This is a genomic window from Streptomyces sp. CBMA156 (genome assembly GCF_014596515.1).
Lineage (GTDB): Bacteria > Actinomycetota > Actinomycetes > Streptomycetales > Streptomycetaceae > Kitasatospora.
In genome coordinates this window covers 15,094-31,929 of record NZ_MSJQ01000251.1, presented here as the reverse complement: position 1 = coordinate 31,929, position 16,836 = coordinate 15,094, and the positions used below count along the sequence as shown (strand labels likewise).

The window sequence follows — 16,836 nt, the reverse complement described above, 5'->3', positions numbered from 1 at the left end:
ACACCGGCCTCGGCGGCGGCCCACCGGCCGCCACCGGGCGCCGGACCGGGCGCGAGCACGTCGGCGCCGGGATGCCTGGTGGCGGGCACGGTCACGGCTGGTCCCCGGTGGTGTGGTGGCCGGCGGAGCGGAGCGCCGGCCGGCGAGGTGGTGGTCGGTCAGGTCATGGTAGTGAGTCCCCCGACCGGCGCGCGCCCGCCGGTGCCCGCTCCGTCCCGGTCATCCCCGTTGCTCCTGGTGGTGGGCGACGTAGCGGTGCAGCCCGTGCCGGTTGGACGGGATGCTCCGGGCGTCGGCGAGGGCGGCGAGTTCCTCGGCCCGGTCGGTGCCGAAGCGGGCGGCGGCGTCCTCGAAGGCCATCGGTGACCGCGCGGGGCGGCTCTCCGGCACCGGCAGGAGGGCCAGCGCCCCCGCGAGCCGCCGGTTGTCGGGGTCGGCCGCCGCGGCCTGGTGGACGGCCTGCCAGAACTCCCGGTACTCGACCTCGCGCAGGCCGAAGGCGGTTCCGAAGGCGCCGAGCACGTCGTCGAGGCGCAGCGGGCCGGGCCGCAGCAGGTGGAAGTAGCCGGGCCGGCGGTGGTTGACGGCGGTGACCAGCAGCCGTCCGACGTGGTCGACCGGGGTGTAGTCGGTGGTCAGGTCGCTGGTGAAGTAGGCGCCGACCCGCAGGCAGGCCTGGACGAGCAGTTCGACCCGTGAGCCGGGGTTGGGGATGCCGGTGCGGGTGGCCGGCATGACCTCGCCGAGCCGGTGCACCGCGACCGCCATGCCGCGTTCGGCGGCGGCCTCCAGCAGGCGCTCGGCGACCCACTTGGACTGGCCGTAGCCGGTGTCGGGGGTTTGGCCGGTGGGGACCGGCCGTTCGAGGACCGCGATGCCGCCGGTCGGCTGCGGCGGGCAGGCGGCGAGGGTGGACACGAAGTGCACCGTCTTGGGCCGGCCGGTGGCGGCGAGCCGGAGCAGTTCCACGGTTCCGCTCACGTTGGCGCGGCGGTGGGCGCGGTAGCCGCGCACCAGGTTGACCATGGCTCCGGCGTGCACCACGGTGTCGACCCGGTCGGCCAGCCGTTGCCGGTCGGCCGGGCTCAGGCCGAGCCGGGGGCTGCTCAGGTCGCCGGGGACGGCGTCGATCCGGTGGCCGGTTCCCTCGCGCCACAGCCGGTACCCGTGCAGCGCGTCGGTCAGTCGGCGGTGTGCCGCGTCCGGGCTGTCCGCGCGGACCAGGCAGTGGACGGTGGCGTCGGTCAGGTCCAGCAGGTCGTGCAGCAGCTGGGCGCCGACGAACCCGGTCGCGCCGGTGAGCAGCACGTGCCGCGGCGGCCCGGACGGGGTGCCGGCCGGCCGGATGTCGGCGGGCAGCGTCAGGTCGGTGGCGGATGCCGTGGTGGCGGCCGGCGCGGCGGGCAGGGCGCGGCCGCCGTCGAGCGCGGCGGCCTGGAGCGCGATGGTCGGCGCGTGGACGATGTCCCGGATCGAGAGCGGGGTGTCGAAGCGGGCCGATACGGCGAGGGCGAGCCGCTGGGCGCGCAGCGAGTCGCCTCCGCTGTCGAAGAAGTCGGCGTCGGGGCTGGTGACGGGCTCCGGCAGCAGGGCGTTCCACAGTTCGGCGAGGGTGCGTTCGGTGCTGCTCCCGGTGGCGGTCCAGCCGTTCGGCTCCGTCGGTCCAGGGGCCTTCAGGAGTTCCGCGAGGGCCTTGCGGTCCGTCTTCCCGTTGCCGTTCACCGGGACGGCGTCGAGCCTGATGAACCGCTTGGGGATGAGTTCGGCCGGCAGCAGCGCGCGGATGTGGGACCTGAGCCGGCTCGTCGCCAGGTCGCCCCGTACGGTGACGAAGGCGGCCAGGTGCTGTCCGCCGCCGTGGTCGCTGACCAGCACCTTGGCCTCGCGCACCGAGGGGTGCGAGGTGATCGCGTGCTCGATCTCGGAGAGCTCGACCCGCACGCCGCCGATCTTCACCTGCTGGTCGCGCCGGCCGTCGAAGTAGAGCAGCCCGTCCGTGTCGTGGTGGCCGAGATCGCCGGTGCGGTACATCCGTTTCCCCGGTAACTCGGGGAACGGGTTCTCGACGAGGACCAGGTCGGTGCGGTCGGGGTCGCCGAGGTAGCCGGTGCCCAGGCACGCGCCGCCGATGCAGATCTCGCCGATCTCCCCGGCGGGGGCCGCTTCGCCGTGCTCGTCGAGCACGATCGCCCAGGTGTTGTCGATCGGCCGGCCGATCGGCACGGGGGAGGGGTCCTGCGGTGTCACCTCGTGGAAGACGGAGCCGATCGAGGCCTCGGTGGGGCCGTAGGTGTTGGTCACCCGCAGGTTCGGGAGGAGCCGTTGCAGGGCCCGCACGCTCTCCGGGGCGATCTCCTCGCCGCCGACCAGCAGCATCCGCAGGCTCGCCAGACCGTCCACCAGCTCGGGCCGGGAGTCGAGCAGCTCGACGAGGGCGGTGAGGATGGTGGGCACGAAGTCGGTCATCGTGACGCGGTGGCGTTCGATGACCTCGACGGTGGCGGTCAGGTCGAGGATGTCGTGCGCGCGGGGGATGACGACCCGGCTGCCGCAGGTGAGCGGCCAGAGCAGCTGCCACAGTGAGGAGTCGAAGGTGTGCCGGCTGTTCTGGAGCACCACGTCGCGCGGGGACGAACCGAACCGGCGGCCCATGGCGAGCAGCCGGTTCGCCAGGCCGCTGTGCAGGTTGAGGGCGCACTTGGGGGTGCCGGTGGAGCCGGAGGTGTAGAAGCCGTAGGCGAGTTCGTCGGGTCGCGGCGGCGCGGAGGTCGGCCGCGCGGGGCGGGCGTCCGCCGCCGAGGTGGCCGGATCGGGGTCCGTGCCGGACACCGGGTCGACGGTGAGGACCGGGGCGGCCCAGCCGTCCCGGGCGGCGCCGGGGGAGAGCAGGATCGCGGCGGGGTCGCACGCGTCGACCATGGGGTGCAGGCGCGGGCCCGGCCACTGTTCGTCCAGCGGGACGAACACCGCGGCGCAGCGCATCACGGCCAGCATGGCGACCGGGAGTTCGGGGCCGCCGGTCATCACCAGCGGTACGAAGTCGCCCCGGCGGACCCCGGCGTCGGCCAGCCGGCCGGCCAGGGCGTCGACCCGCTGCATGAGGCCGCGGTAGGTCAGGGTGCCGCCGGGGTGTTCGACCGCGACGGCGTGCGGGGTGCGGGCGGCCGCGGCCTCGATGAGGCTCCAGGCGGTGACGTCCGGGTGGTGGGGGACGGTGTCGCCGCAGAACTGGCCCAGCTGCCGCTCGGTGGGGGCTCGCATGGATCTCCCTTGGTTGCGGAACGAGGACGGAGGCAGAGGCGGGAACGGGGACAGGGACGGGACCCGGCGCGACCGGGCCGGCCCGCGACCGCAGCAGGTGCGGTCGCCGGCCGGCCCGGGAGCGGATCAGAGCCTCAGCGGGACCGGGGCAGGTCTCAGACCTCGGTCGCCACCCAGCTGATGTACCAGCTGTGGCTCACGGCGTACTCGACCGGCAGCGGCCGGCCGTCCTGCCAGCGGACGTAGATCCGGAAGCCCTTCGACGTCGGCGTGTAGATGGTGTTGCCGCCGGTGGTCGTCCACATCGAGTCGCGGCCGCACAGGTTGGCGGTGTAGACGGGCGTCTCGCTGAAGTTGCCCGCGGAGGTGTCGACGTCGATGTAGATACCGGTGCCGTTGTCCTCCTCGACGTGCTGCTGCCACGCGTCGATGGGCGTGTTGCCGGCGATGAACCTGGGGTTGGACATACCTGTCTCCTCGCTGTGATCAGAGAAACGGGCAAGAGGGTGGATCAGAATGGATCGCTGGCGTACCAGGGATCATCCACCGCAGCCGAGTCTGAGTGAATCTTCCTGTGATCACAAGAGTGCTGGATGCGAACCATCGAATTCCGGTTGAGAACGCGGATCACCGTTTCGGATCAGTGAACAGTGGGGCAGTTCCTGCTTCTTGACGCCGCGTGGTTCGATCGTGATATACCTGTGACTTCTGACGTGGTCCGGTCACCGGACATCCGTGTGCGCTGGTCTACCTGTCTCTGGAAACGCGCCGTCTCATATTCCGGACCGTCATGATCTGAATTCCAGGGATCTTCAGTAAGTGAGGAGCGTGTGACACGCATGCCCGAATTCTCTGCCGTTCCGGAGCTATCTACCGCAGATTCCTGGGAGGACGTCGTCCCGGTCGCGGAACTCGCGTACGGGGGCTACGAGCACTCCGCGGAGTACCACGCCTCGGCGGCGTCGATCTTCGAACCCAAACGTTCGGTGATCGCCCGGACCGGCGGCCGCACCTGTGGGACCTGCGCCGTCTACTCCCTGGAGATGACGCTGCCGGGCGGTCCCCGGCCGGTGGCCGGCCTCGGCTACGTGACCGTCGCGCCCGAACACCGGCGGCGCGGCGTGATGAGCGCGATGGTGCGCCGCGTCCTGCACACCCTGCACGACAGCGGGGCCGAGGCGGTGGCCGCCCTCAACACCACCGAGGCCGGGATCTACGGCCGCTTCGGGTTCGGCCTCGCCAGTCAGGCCGTCAAGGTGCGGATCGCCCGGCACGCCGGTGACCTGCGCGTGGACGGCGGCGACCGGGCCGTCCGGATCGGCGGACCGGAGGAGCACGCCGCCGCGATCGCCGCCGTGTACGCGCAGTGCGTCGGGGAACGCCCCGGGATGCTGCGCCGGGACGCGGCCTGGGCCGCCCGGGCCGTCCTGGACCTGCCCGACCACCGGGGCGGATCCGGCCGGCTGCTCTGCATGGTGGCCGAGGACGAGGGGGAGCCCTCCGGCTACGCCCTCTACCGGCTGACCTCGGCCTGGGTGGACTCGGTACCGCGCTACGAGGTGTCGGTGCGCGAGCTGTTCGCCCGCGACCCCGCCTCCGGCGCGGCGCTGTGGCACGCCCTGCTCGACGTCGACCTCGCCGGCAGCGTGGTCGCCGACCGGCCGGTGGACGACCCGGTGCTGGCCCTGCTCACCGACCTCCGCAGCGCCGCGCCCGTCCTGCGCGACCAGCTGCACGTGCGGCTGGTGGACGTCGACCGGGCGCTGGAGCAGCGGGGCTACGCCACCGAGACCGACATCGTCCTGGACGTCACCGATCCGCTCTGCCCCTGGAACGAGCGGCGGTTCCGGCTGCGCACCGGCGCCGAGGGCGGCGAGTGCCGGCCCACCACCGCGCCGGCCGACCTGGAGCTGACGGCCCGGGAACTGGGTTCGCTGCACCTCGGCGGCACCTCCCTGGTGCAGCTCGCCCGGGCTGGCCTGGTGCGCGAACTGCGCCCGGGCGCGGTCAGGGCCGCCGCCACGGCGTTCCGCCACGACCCGGCCCCGTTCTGTCCCGTCGTCTTCTGACGCCGGGCCCCCTCCCCTTTCCGTACCGGGCCCCGTCGTCCTCTGACGCCGGGTCCCATCCCCTTTCCGTACCGGTCCCCGTCGTCCTCTGACGCCGGGCCCCACCATCACGCTTTGACGCCGGACCGCCCGCGCACCAGCCGGAGCGCGGCGGCCGCCGTCCCCTCCCCGACATCCGACCGACCACCGATCGACGCCCCTAGGAGCCTCATGCCTGGTCCCGGATACTCGTACTTCGGCGCCGAGGAGCGACGCAACCTCCTCGAAGTCGTCGACTCCTGGCTCGCCACCTCCGACGCGCACTCCCGCCCACCGGGCGTGGACGCCCAGGTCCGAGGCCTGGAGCAGGAGCTGTCCGCACGCTTCGACAGCCCGTACTGCCTGGGCGTCAACAGCGGCACCTCCGCCCTGCTGGCCGCGCTGGCCGCGCTCGGCATCGGCCCGGGCGACGAGGTCATCGTGCCCGGCTACATGTACGCCGCCTCCGTCTCGGCCGTCGTCTTCGCGGGCGCCACCCCGGTGATCGCCGAGATCGACGAGTCGCTGACCCTCGACCCGGCCGACGTCCGGGCCAGGATCACCCCGCGCACCAGGGCCGTGATGCCCGTCCACATGCTCGGCGCGCCCTGCGACCTGTCGGCTCTCGGGCAGCTGGCCGACGACCACGGGCTGTTCCTGCTGGAGGACGCCGCCCAGGCCTGCGGGGCGACGTACCGCGGCCGTCCGGTCGGCACCTTCGGGCAGGCCGGGGCGTTCTCCACCAACATCTTCAAGGTGATCACCGGCGGCGACGGCGGATTCCTGCTCACCCAGGACGAGCGCACCTTCCAGCGGGCGTACTCCTTCCACCACCACGGCTGGTACCCGTACGGGCAGGAGAGCGCGGACGGTGACCAGCTCTTCGGCCTCAACCTGCGGATGAACGAGTTCACGGCGGCGGTGGTGCGCGCCCAACTCGGCCGTCTGGACGCCATCCTGGAGCACAACCGGTCGCTGGCCAGGGCACTGGCCGCCGCGATCCCGGCCCACGACGGCCTGCGCCCGCGCCTGCTGCACGACGCCGACGGCGACTGCGCGACCCTGCTGGTGTACGTCTTCGAGGACGCGGCGAGCGCCGACGCCGTGGCCAAGGAACTCGGCACCCGCCCACTGCTCCAGTCGCCCAAGCACTACTACGGCGGCCTGCCCGAACTCACCGCCCTGATGGCCGGCGACGCCCGCCCGAGCCCCTTCCGCCGGCCGCCCGAGAACGTGCGGCACGACTACCGGGCCGGCGCGCTGCCGCAGACCGACTCCGTCCTGGCCCGCTCCGTCGCGCTGACCATCGGCCTCACCGACACCTACCTGGCCGCCGACTTCGGTCTGACCGCGCGCAGCACCCTGGCCGACGTCGAGGCCGTCGCCGAGCGGTTCGACACCGCCGTGTCGGAAGTGCTGGGCCGGTGACCGCCGCCGATCCGGCCGACCACGCCGGTCGGCCGGAGGACACGGACGCGGTGCCCGGCTTCTACGACGCCGACGTACCCGACGCCGACGTGCCTTACGACGCGATACCCGACGACGCGGGGCCCGACGACGCAGACGTGATCGTGGTCGGCGCCGGCTTCACCGGTCTGGCCGCCGCGCACGAACTCGCCCTGGCCGGCCTGCGCTGCCGGGTCGTGGAGTCGTCGAGTCGGATCGGCGGCCTCGCCAAGACCTTCACCGTCGGCGACCGGCAGCTGGAGCGGTTCTACCACCACTGGTTCGACTCCGACCGCGAGATCTTCCGGCTCTGCGCCGAGCTCGGCTGCGCCGACCTGATCGAACGCCACCCCACCCGCACCGGCGTCTACCACGCCAACTCGGTGTACCGCCTCTCCAGCCCGCTCGACGTGCTGCGCTTCGCCCCGCTGCCCCCGGTCGACCGGGTGCGGCTCGGCCTGTCGGCCCTGCGGGCCGGCCGGGTACGGCACTGGCGCGAACTGGAGTCGCTCACCGCCGAGCAGTGGCTGGTCCGGCTGGGCGGGCGCCGGGCCTTCGAGGTGGTCTGGCGCCCCCTGCTGGAGGGCAAGTTCGGCTCCTACGCGTCCGAGGTCGGCGCGACCTGGATGTGGACCAAGCTGCACCTGCGGGGCGGCAGCCGGTCCCGCTCGGGGCAGGAGGTGCTGCACTACCTGCGGGGCGGTTCCGGCGCCCTGCTGGACGCCTGGCAGGACCGGCTCCGGCAGCTGGGGGTGGAACTGCACACCGGCAGCCCGGTCGACGAGGTCCTGGTCGGCGAGCGGGGCGTCACCGGCGTCCGGGTCGGCGGCCGCACCCTGCGGGCCCGCCGGGTGCTGGTGACCACCGCCCCCGGGCTGCTGGCCGGGATGCTCGACGGGGACGTCGACGCCCACCCCGCCCTCCCCGGGCTGGTGCGCAGGCTGCGCTCCGTCCCGTACCTGGCCAACCTGTGCCTGGTCCTGGAGAACCGCAGGGCCCTGTCCGACACCTACTGGCTCAACGTCACCGACCCGGAGTTCCCCTACGTCGGCGTCATCGAGCACACCAACCTCGACGCACCGGAGCGCTACGGCGGCCGGCACCTCGTCTACCTGTCGAAGTACCTGCCGGTCGACGCCGAGCTGTACCGGATGACCGACGAGGAGGTCTTCCGCCACAGCCTGCCGCACCTGCGCCGGATGTTCCCGCGGTTCCGCGAGGACTGGGTGCACCGCTACCACGTCTGGCGGGCGGAGCACGCCCAGCCGGTGATCACCCCCGGCTACTCGCGGCGCGTCCCCGGGGTCGAGTGCGCCGTGCCCGGCCTCTACATGTCGAGCATGGCGCAGGTCTTCCCCGAGGACCGCGGCACCAACTACGCCGTGCGGCACGGCCGGAGCGCCGGACGGCTGATCGCGGACCGGATCCGCACCCGCGAGCGCGCGGGGCTCCGCACGACACCGACGAAGGAGGCGGTATGAACGACCTGCTGGACATCGCGGCCGCCGAGAACCTGACGGAAGACCAGGTGCACGCGCTCTACCGGAGTTTCGTCAGCCGGAGCCAGGTCTCCCTGGTCGGCGCGTTCGGCTTCGGGCACGACCTGGTCGAGAGCGCCGAGGGCTGCTGGATCACCCTGCGCGACGGCCGGCGCATCCTGGACTTCACCGGCGGGATCGGCGTCCTCAACCACGGCCACAACCACCCGCGGATCCTCGCCGCCCGCCGGCGCTTCGCCGAGCAGGGCCGGATGGAGGTCCACAAGAACTACCTCTCGCCCTACGTCGCGGCCCTCAGCCACAACCTGGCCAAGCTGCTCCCCGGCGACCTCGCCATCAGCTATTTCCCCAACTCCGGTGCGGAGGCGGTCGAAGGCGCCGTCAAACTCGCCTACAAGTACCACGCGGGGCGCCGCGGCACGGTACTGCACACCGACATCTCGTTCCACGGCAAACTGCTCGGCGCGGGCAGCCTCACCGCCTCGCCCGAACTCCACTTCGACTACCCGAGGATCCCCGGCACCGACTACTTCGGCTACGGCGATCTCGACTCCTTCGCCCTCGCGCTGGAACGACACCGGGCACTCGACGGCGGCAGTGACGTCTACGCGGTCGTGCTGGAGCCGTTCAGCGCGTCCAGCCTGCGCGAGTGCTCGGGGGAGTTCCTCCGCGAGGTCCGCCGGCTGTGCACCGAGCAGGACATCGTGCTGATCTTCGACGAGGTCTACACCGGCTGGGGCCGCACCGGCGCGCTGTTCCACTTCATGCACCACCCGGGCCTGGTCCCCGACGTCGTGACGATGTCCAAGTCCTTCGGCGGCGGCAAGGCGTCCATCGCCGGGTACGTGGCCCGCGAACCAGTGTTCCGCCGCGCCTACGACAACCTCCAGGACGCCACCCTGCACAGCACGACCTACTACGGCTTCGGCGAGGAGACCGCCACCGCGCTGGAGGCCGTCGCCGTCGCCGTCGAGGACGACTACCCCGGGCGCGCCCGCAAACTCGGCGCCGTCCTGGAGACGGGCTTACGGGACATCGCCCGCCGGCACCCCTCCCTGGTCGCCTCGACCGCCGGGTCCGGCGCCCTGCACGGCGTCTTCCTCAAGGCCGGACCGGCCTCGCTCGACCGGCTGCTGCCGCTGCTCCCGGCAGCACTCGGGCGCGACGCCAGGCTCCGCACCAAGGCGATCACCGGCGCGGTGATCGCCGCCCTCTACCGCGACCACGGCGTGCTCACCTTCTTCGGCTCCAACCACGGCCTGCCGCTGATCGTCGCGCCGCCGCTGGTCGCCGAAGAACCAGAGGCAGAAACCTTCCTGCGGGCACTCGACCAGGTGCTCGGACAGGGCGCGGTACGCCTGCTCGGCCGACTGGCCAGGGAACTCGCCACCGGGAGGCTACGCCCGTGACGGTCGACCTCCTCCTGCGGATCTGGTCGCTGCGCCACCCCGCCCTGAGCCCGCCAGGCCCCCGCGCCGCGGCACGCGCCCACGTCCTCGGCAGCCTCGCCGAACTGGCCCCGCACTACCGGGCCGGCCTGGCCCTGGCCCTGCGCCTGGTACCGCTCGCACTCCTGCTGCTGACCGGCCGCCGCCCCGCCACCGCCCCACCGGCCGCCCTGCTGGCCGGGCTCCGGCGGGTGGAACGGCTGCCGCTGCTCGGCCGAGCCGTCCGGACCACGGAGACGCTCGCGCTGTACAGCGGCCTCGACGCCGCGGCCACCACGCCCAGGCGCACCGGGCCCGACACCGGCGGATTCCACCTCGCCGGGGACGACCCGCCCCGGCACTACCTCCAGGCACCGCGGACCGCCGGCCGGGCGGTCTCCCGATGAGCCGCTCGGCACGCCCGATCGACTGCGACGCACTCGTGATCGGCTCCGGCGCCGGCGGCAGCGTCGCCGCCCTCGGCCTGGCCCGGGCCGGCCGCGAGACCGTCGTCCTCGAAGAGGGCCCGCGGGTCACGACGGCCGAGATCGCCGCCGCCTCACCCGCGCAGAACCTCCGCCGCCTCTACCGCCACGCCGGACTGGCCCCCATCCACGGCCGGCCCGTCATCGCCTTCGGCGAGGGACGCTGCGTCGGCGGCACCACCGTCGTCAACGGCGGCCTGCTCTGGGAACCACCCGCCGAACTGCTCGACCGCTGGGCCCACCAGGCCGGCACCGACGGCTACCGCCACACCGACCTGGACGGCCACCTGCGCGAGATCACCCGCCGCCTCGGCGTCGCCGCCCAGCACCCCGGCGACGGCAACCGCGACTCCCGGCTGCTCGCCGACGGCGCCGAACGGCTCGGCTGGCACTGGGCCACGGCCCGCCGCGCCGCACCCGGCTGCTCGCACGCCAACCGCTGCCCGACCGGCTGCCCCTCCGGCGCCAAACAGAGCATGATGCTCAGCTACCTGCCCGCCGCCGAACGCCACGGCGCGCGCATCCACCCCCGCACCCGGGTCCTGAAACTCGGCCACCACGGCCGGACCGTCACCGAGGTCCGCGCCGTGGGCCCAGAAGGCGAACCGCTCACCTACCGGCCGCGCACCGTGGTGCTCGCCGCCGGACCGATCGGCAGCCCGGCCCTGCTCCAGCGCAGCGGCATCCACCGCCGCCACGCCGGCCGGCGCACCGCCGTCCACGTCAACCTGAAGGTCGTCGCCCGCTTCCCGGAGCCCGTACGGGCCACCAGCGGCACCATCTTCACCGCCCAGCTCCAGCACTTCCAGGACCAGGGCCTGCTGGTGATGCCCGCCAACCTCACCCCCGGCGGCCTCGCCGCCGCGCTGGCCGGCCACGACCCGCAGACCGTCAACACCCTGCTGGCGGACCTCGACCGGGTCGCTCTGTACACCGCACAGGTCCGGGTCGAGGGACCGGTCTCCGTCACCGCCCTGCCCGGCGGCCACACGCTGCTGCGCCACCGGCTCACCGCCGACGACGGCACCAAACTGCGCTCCGCGCTCCACCTCACCGCCCGGCTGCTCCTCGCCGCCGGCGCCACCGAAGTCCACCCCCCGTTCCCCGGCCCGCCGCTGCGCTCGGAGGACGAGGCCAGGCAGTGCGCCGAACACAGCTCCCTCGCCGACTGGCCGCTCGTCTCCGTCCACGCCATGGCCTCCTGCCCGATGGGCGCGGCCGACCGCGGCGGACTCTGCGACGCCGCCGGAAGACCGTACGGCTTCGACAACCTCCACCTCTGCGACGCCTCGGTGCTCCCGGGTGCGACCGGCATCAGCCCCCAGGGCACCGTGATGGCCTTCGCCCACGAGATCACCGAACGGCTGCTCCAGACCACCCGACAGGAGAAGACCACCGGATGACGGACGACCTGGCACCGCACCGGCTCCCTGGCGTGATCGAGCCGGACGGCCCCGAGGTGACCTGCGACCTCGCGATCCTCGGCTCCGGCATGGGCGGATCCACCCTCGCCCACGCGCTCAGCGCCTCCGGCGCGCGGATCCTCGTCGTCGAACGCGGCGACTTCCTGCCGCGCGAACAACAGAACTGGTCCCCGGAAGCCGTGTTCGTCCAGGGCCGCTACCGCAACGGCGACCAGTGGCACGACGCCCAGGGACAGCCCTTCAGCCCCGGCGTCCACTACTACGTCGGCGGCAACACCAAGGTCTTCGGAGCGACCCTCCCGCGCTTCCGCGAGACCGACTTCGGCCAGGTCGCCCACGCCGAGGGCGACACGTCCGGCTGGCCGATCGAGTACGCCGACCTGGAACCCCACTACGCCCGGGCCGAGGACCTCTACCGGGTGCACGGCACCCGCGGCGAGGACCCCACCGACCCCTGGCGCTCCACCGACTACCCCCACCCGGCCGTCGAACACGAGGGGGCCGTCGCCGACCTCGCCGACCGGCTGCGCGGCCAGGGCCTGAAGCCCTTCCACCTGCCGACCGGCATCGACCTGCGCGAGGGCGGCGACTGCGTGCGCTGCGCCACCTGCGACAGCTTCCCCTGCATGCTCGGCGCCAAGAGCGACGCCGACGTCCGCGCGCTGCGCCCCGCCCTGGCCTCCGGCGACGTCCGGCTGCTGACCCGCACCCTGGTCGGCCGGCTGTACACCGACGCCACCGGACGGCGGGTCACCCACGCCGTGGCGACCAGGGACGGCAAGGAGCTGACGATCCGGGCCGAGCGCTTCGTCCTCGCCTGCGGCGCGGTCAACACCGCGGCGCTGCTGCTGCGTTCGGGCCTCGCCAACGGATCGGGCCGGGTCGGACGCAACTACATGGTGCACAACAGCACCTTCCTGGTCGCCGCCGACCCCGCCCACCGCAACCGGGCGGTCTTCCAGAAGACCCTGGGCCTGAACGACTGGTACCTCGCCCGGAACGGCCGCGCGCCACTGGGCAACGTCCAGATGCTGGGCAAGCTCCAGGAGCCCATGGTGCGCGCGGCCCGCCCGAACGTGCCCACCGCGGTCCGGCGGTTCGTCACCCGCCGCAGCCTCGACCTCTACCTGACCAGCGAGGACCTGCCGACCAGGGACAACCGGATCACCCTGGACACCGCCGGGCGGATCACCGTGCACTGGCAGCCCAACAACCTCGGCCCCCACCAGGAGCTGGTCCGGCGCACCACCCGTTCGCTGCGCGCGGCCGGCTACCCGCTGGTGTTCACCCGGCGGATGGGCATCGAGACCAACTCCCACCAGTGCGGCACGGCCGTGATGGGGACCGACCCCGCCACCAGCGTGGTCGACCCGGCCGGGCGCACCCACGAGCACGACAACCTCTGGGTGGCGGACTCCTCGGTCTTCTGCTCGTCGGCGGCCGTCAACCCGGCCCTGACCATCGCCGCCAACGCCTTCCGGATTGCCGGGGGAGTGCTGGCCTGAGGCCGGCGTACGAACGCCAACCCGTCCGGCCCGCAGCCGAGTTCGACCGGCTGCGGGCCGGCGGTGCTGCGCCGCGGCGTCGCGCCCGGCCGCTCCCGCGCAGGGCCGGCGGCTTCGAGTCCTGACAGCGGTGTCCCCCCACGGCCGCGCCGTGGGGGGACACCGTCGTCCGCCGGAGCCGCCCGGGGAGTCAGTCGGCGAGCTGCTTGGTGCTGAACGGGATGGTGACGCGGTAGTTGACCTCGTCGCCGTGGACCGGGTGACCGTCGGGGGAGAGCATCGAGTAGGCGGTGACCCGCGCGCGGTAGATCCGGCTCGGGGAGTCCCCGGTGAAGTCCTGCGGCGGCCGGGAGCGCCGCGCCCGCGCCGCCTCGTCCGGGTAGCGCCGCCGGTAGTACAGCTCGCAGCCCTCGACCAGGTCCGCGCCCTCCAGGACCTCGGCCTGCGCGAGCGCGTACAGCGCGTCGCCGCCCCCGCCGGCCGGGTTGGAGTCGTAGACCGTCAGCGCGACCGCCGGATTGGCCGCGATGTTGCGCGAGTGCAGGGTGTCCAGCCCCGAGATCCAGTAGAACCGGTCCTCGTCGTCCCAGGCGTGGGCCACCGCGCTCACCCACGGGACGGCCTGCGGCGAGGCCGTGCCGAGGGTCAGGTAGCGCGTGGAGCGGAGAAGGTCGCGTGCGGAGGTGCAGAGTTCGTCGTCCGAGCTGGGCACAGTGCCTCCGGTTCGGTGAGCTTGAGCTGCCACGGGGTCGCACAGGCAAAGGGGCGGACCGGTCGCTCCGCCGGGCGTCCTGGGGCCGGGCGCCGGGACGCCGGTTCTTCGTGTTCTCACTGGTGCGTGTTCTCACTGTACCGAGGCCCGGCGCAGGCCAGAAGAGGGCCTAGCACCGCCAGTGTCCTGCGGCACGCCGTCCGCGTTTCTCTTCGTGACGGCCCTGACATCGTCCCCTCATGTCCCGCGGAGGTCCCCCGGATGATTCGTCTGACGATCGCCGACATCGCCGGCATCACCGGCGGCGCACTCCATGACGTCCCCGATCCCTCGGCCCGGCTCACGGCGTTCGGCACCTGCTACGTCTCCGCCGTCCGTCCCGGCGGCCTGTACGTCGCGGTCCCGGGCAGCTCCCGTAACGGCCACGCCCGCGCCGGCGAGGCCATTGCCGCCGGTGCGGTGTGCGTGCTGGCCACCCGCCCGGTCGGCGTGCCCGCGGTCGTCGTCCCCGATGTCGCCCGCGCCCTCGAACTCCTCGCCCGCCACGTCCTGGCCCGGACCCGGCCGACGGTGGTCGCGGTCACCGGGTCCGTCGGCAAGACCACGACCAAGGACCTCCTCGCCCAGGTGCTCGCCCGCCACGACACCACCCGCGCCACCTGGGGCAACCTCAACTCCCCGACCGGCCTGTGCCTGAGCGTGCTGAGCACGGACGAGACGACCCGCCACCTCGTCCTGGAGATCGGTGCCCACGGCCCCGGCTCCGTCGGCCGGCTCGCCTCGCTGGTCTCACCCCGCGTCGGCATCGTCCTCAACGTCGGCAGCGCGCACCTGGGCACCTTCGGGACCCGCGAGGCCCTCGCGGAGACCAAGAGCGAACTGGTCCGCGCCCTCGGGCCCGACGGTGTCGCGGTCCTCAACGCCGACGATCCCCGGGTCGCCGCGATGGCCCGGCGCACGCCCGGCCGGACCCTCACCTTCGGCACCCGGCGACCGGCCGACGTCCACGCCACCGGGATCACCCTCCGCGCCGCGCGTGCCGGCTTCACCTTGCACACTCCCGGGGGATCGGCCCCGGTCGCGCTGCGCCTGCTCGGGGCCCACCAGGTCCACAACGCGCTCGCCGCCGCGGCGGCCGCGCACGCCCTCGGCATGGGCACCGGCGACATCGCCGCCGCGCTGTCGGCCGCCGAGCCGACCGCCAGCGGACGGCTGCGGATCCTGCAACGCCCCGACGGCGTCACGATCGTCGACGACGCGTACAACGCCAGCGCGGAGTCGGTGCGCGCGGGTATCGACGCGCTGGTCGCCTACGCCGCCGGCCGGCGCACGGTCGCGGTCCTGGGGCGGATGCTGGACCTGGGGGAATGGTCGGCCGCCGCTCACACGGACGTCGGCCGCCACGTCGGTGCGGCGGGCGTGCAAGTCCTGGTCCCCGTCGGGGAGGGCGACGACATCACCGCGCTCACCGACGCCGCGCGCAACGGCCCCACTCCGCCGCGCATCGAACCCGTCCCCGACCCCGACGCGCTCCTCGCCCTCCTCGACACCCTGCTCGTCGCCGGGGACGTCGTCCTGCTCAAGGCCTCCCACGAGGTCGGCCTCAGCCGCGCCGCGCACCTCCTGCACACCCGCGCCACGAGGTAGTGGAGTGCGACGGGCGGCCCGTCCCCCGAGGCGTCAGGTGGCGGGGAGTGAGCTGAGGACCGTCTGCCACCTGCCCTCCCGGCGGACGTTGACGACGCTGCTGCGGCTGGCCCGGCTCGCGTAGCCGAGGACGGTGTGGTCCAGGACGGCGACGCACAGATCCCGGCTGAGGGCGCCGACGGTGGCGGGGGCGACGCGTTCCTGGACGAGCCAGCCCCGATGGCGCGGCGCTCCCACGAGCTCAGCCCATTCCTCCGGGCCGTGCTCACACCCGATCCGCACGCTGCTGCCGAAGTACCCGTAGGGGGCCTTGAGGACCAGACGGGTCCGTTCTGCAACGGCCTGCGCGACGGTGATGCCGTCGCCGAGTTTGCGGCTCCAGGGCACGATGGTCCGCAGGGTCGCGCGCTCTGGGGGCGGGAACAGGCCTTCGAAACGGGGGTCGGACATGACGGCCAGACAGAGCTTGTTCTCCGCCACCCAGCGTTCGGCGAGGACGTTGGGGATGACCAATGTGCCGTCAGTCACCGCCGCGCAGAAGCGTTCCCAGTGGTGGACGGGACGCGGGTCGGCCGGGACGAATTTGAGGTAGCCCAGCCGCGCACCGTCCGCGGGGGAGTAGTCGGACGGGAGGCGCATGGCCGTCGTCCGGCCGTTGCGCCGACACTGCGCGGCGATTCGGTACCGGTCGCGGTCCTTGCCCGCGGTGTGGAAGAGGCCGATGTGCCGAGTCTGTTCCTCGGTCAGGCCTCGGGCGTGGCCGTGGGCGACCAGCCAGGCGGCGAACCAGTTCTCGTCCTCGAAGCGGGCGACCGGAACCCGCCACTGGTCGAGGAGCGCGCCGATCGCGGGCGTCCGGCGCCAGAGCCGGGCGACGGTGCCGGCTCCGATCACGCCGCCGGGGCTGCTGGCGTTGAACTCCAGGATCCGTACGGTGCCCAGCCGGTCCCCGAACAGGTCCAGCCGACAGAAGTCGACGGTCAGGGACTCCGGGTGCGGGTGACGCAGGATCCAGCGGTGCAGGACAGGCGGCACGTCCAGGAATCCTTGCAGGGCGGGGTTCCCGGGATAGGCCCGCACGATCCGCTGGAGGCAGTCCACGGCGGTGAGGACGCGCCGGCGCAGGAGCGGTTCGGCCGCCGGATGCAGCACACCGACGGCCGGCAGTACCGGGAAGGGCACGGACGACGAGGCGGCCGGCCGGGCGATCTCCTCCTCCGCTCCCCGGCGGACCTCGTCATGGGCTTTCAGCAGCGCGGCGTGCAGCGGGTGCGGAGCCGCGCCCGGGACGGCGGCGAGGTCGCGGTCCGGGTCGATGAGCGGGAGGTCGTCCACGGCGGCTC

12 protein-coding genes are annotated in these 16,836 nt (G+C 73.4%); 8 read left to right on the top strand and 4 right to left on the bottom strand.

Going from position 1 to position 16,836, the window contains the following annotated elements:
- Positions 1–219 precede the first annotated feature (219 nt).
- A complete protein-coding gene (locus tag BU198_RS20990) occupies positions 220–3,261 on the bottom strand; it encodes a non-ribosomal peptide synthetase (RefSeq protein WP_188298396.1) in 3,042 nt (1,013 codons plus the stop codon).
- A 155-nt stretch (positions 3,262–3,416) separates the two neighbouring features.
- On the bottom strand, positions 3,417–3,728 hold the full coding sequence (locus BU198_RS20985; RefSeq protein ID WP_188298395.1) for a hypothetical protein: 312 nt from the start codon (positions 3,726–3,728) through the stop codon (positions 3,417–3,419).
- 372 nt (positions 3,729–4,100) lie between these two features.
- Here BU198_RS20985 and BU198_RS20980 point away from each other — a divergent pair, with 372 nt between their 5' ends.
- From BU198_RS20980 to BU198_RS20950, 7 genes are all read left to right on the top strand, one after another.
- On the top strand, positions 4,101–5,330 hold the full coding sequence (locus tag BU198_RS20980; RefSeq protein WP_188298394.1) for a GNAT family N-acetyltransferase: 1,230 nt from the start codon (positions 4,101–4,103) through the stop codon (positions 5,328–5,330).
- Positions 5,331–5,540: 210 nt separating this feature from the next.
- A complete protein-coding gene (locus tag BU198_RS20975) occupies positions 5,541–6,776 on the top strand; it encodes a DegT/DnrJ/EryC1/StrS family aminotransferase (RefSeq protein WP_188298393.1) in 1,236 nt (411 codons plus the stop codon).
- Entirely contained in the window at positions 6,773–8,275 is a 1,503-nt protein-coding gene (locus BU198_RS20970) for an NAD(P)/FAD-dependent oxidoreductase (RefSeq protein WP_317620226.1), read from the top strand. The genes BU198_RS20975 and BU198_RS20970 overlap by 4 nt, the downstream gene beginning before the upstream one ends.
- The gene (locus BU198_RS20965) at positions 8,272–9,702 is read left to right on the top strand and encodes an aspartate aminotransferase family protein (protein WP_188298392.1); all 1,431 of its coding nucleotides are present in this window, start codon (positions 8,272–8,274) and stop codon (positions 9,700–9,702) included. Before BU198_RS20970 ends, BU198_RS20965 begins: the two co-directional genes overlap by 4 nt.
- Positions 9,699–10,127 (top strand): hypothetical protein, encoded by a 429-nt coding sequence (locus tag BU198_RS20960; RefSeq protein ID WP_188298391.1) that lies wholly within the window; start codon positions 9,699–9,701, stop codon positions 10,125–10,127. The genes BU198_RS20965 and BU198_RS20960 overlap by 4 nt, the downstream gene beginning before the upstream one ends.
- Positions 10,124–11,608, top strand: a complete 1,485-nt coding sequence (locus BU198_RS20955; RefSeq protein WP_188298390.1) for an FAD-dependent oxidoreductase — start codon at positions 10,124–10,126, stop codon at positions 11,606–11,608. Before BU198_RS20960 ends, BU198_RS20955 begins: the two co-directional genes overlap by 4 nt.
- Positions 11,605–13,134 carry a GMC oxidoreductase gene (locus BU198_RS20950; RefSeq protein ID WP_188298389.1) on the top strand — a complete coding sequence of 510 codons (1,530 nt, stop codon included), beginning with the start codon at positions 11,605–11,607 and terminating at the stop codon, positions 13,132–13,134. The genes BU198_RS20955 and BU198_RS20950 overlap by 4 nt, the downstream gene beginning before the upstream one ends.
- Before the next feature lie 190 nt (positions 13,135–13,324).
- Here BU198_RS20950 and BU198_RS20945 read toward each other — a convergent pair whose 3' ends face one another.
- Complete coding sequence (locus tag BU198_RS20945) at positions 13,325–13,846, bottom strand: pyridoxamine 5'-phosphate oxidase family protein (RefSeq protein ID WP_188298388.1); 522 nt, start codon at positions 13,844–13,846, stop codon at positions 13,325–13,327.
- 261 nt (positions 13,847–14,107) lie between these two features.
- On the opposite strand from BU198_RS20945, the gene BU198_RS20940 reads away from it, so the two are divergent.
- Complete coding sequence (locus tag BU198_RS20940) at positions 14,108–15,493, top strand: UDP-N-acetylmuramoyl-tripeptide--D-alanyl-D-alanine ligase (RefSeq protein ID WP_188298387.1); 1,386 nt, start codon at positions 14,108–14,110, stop codon at positions 15,491–15,493.
- Positions 15,494–15,526: 33 nt separating this feature from the next.
- Here BU198_RS20940 and BU198_RS20935 read toward each other — a convergent pair whose 3' ends face one another.
- Positions 15,527–16,828, bottom strand: a complete 1,302-nt coding sequence (locus BU198_RS20935; protein ID WP_188298386.1) for a hypothetical protein — start codon at positions 16,826–16,828, stop codon at positions 15,527–15,529.
- Between the last annotated feature and the right edge of the window lie 8 nt (positions 16,829–16,836).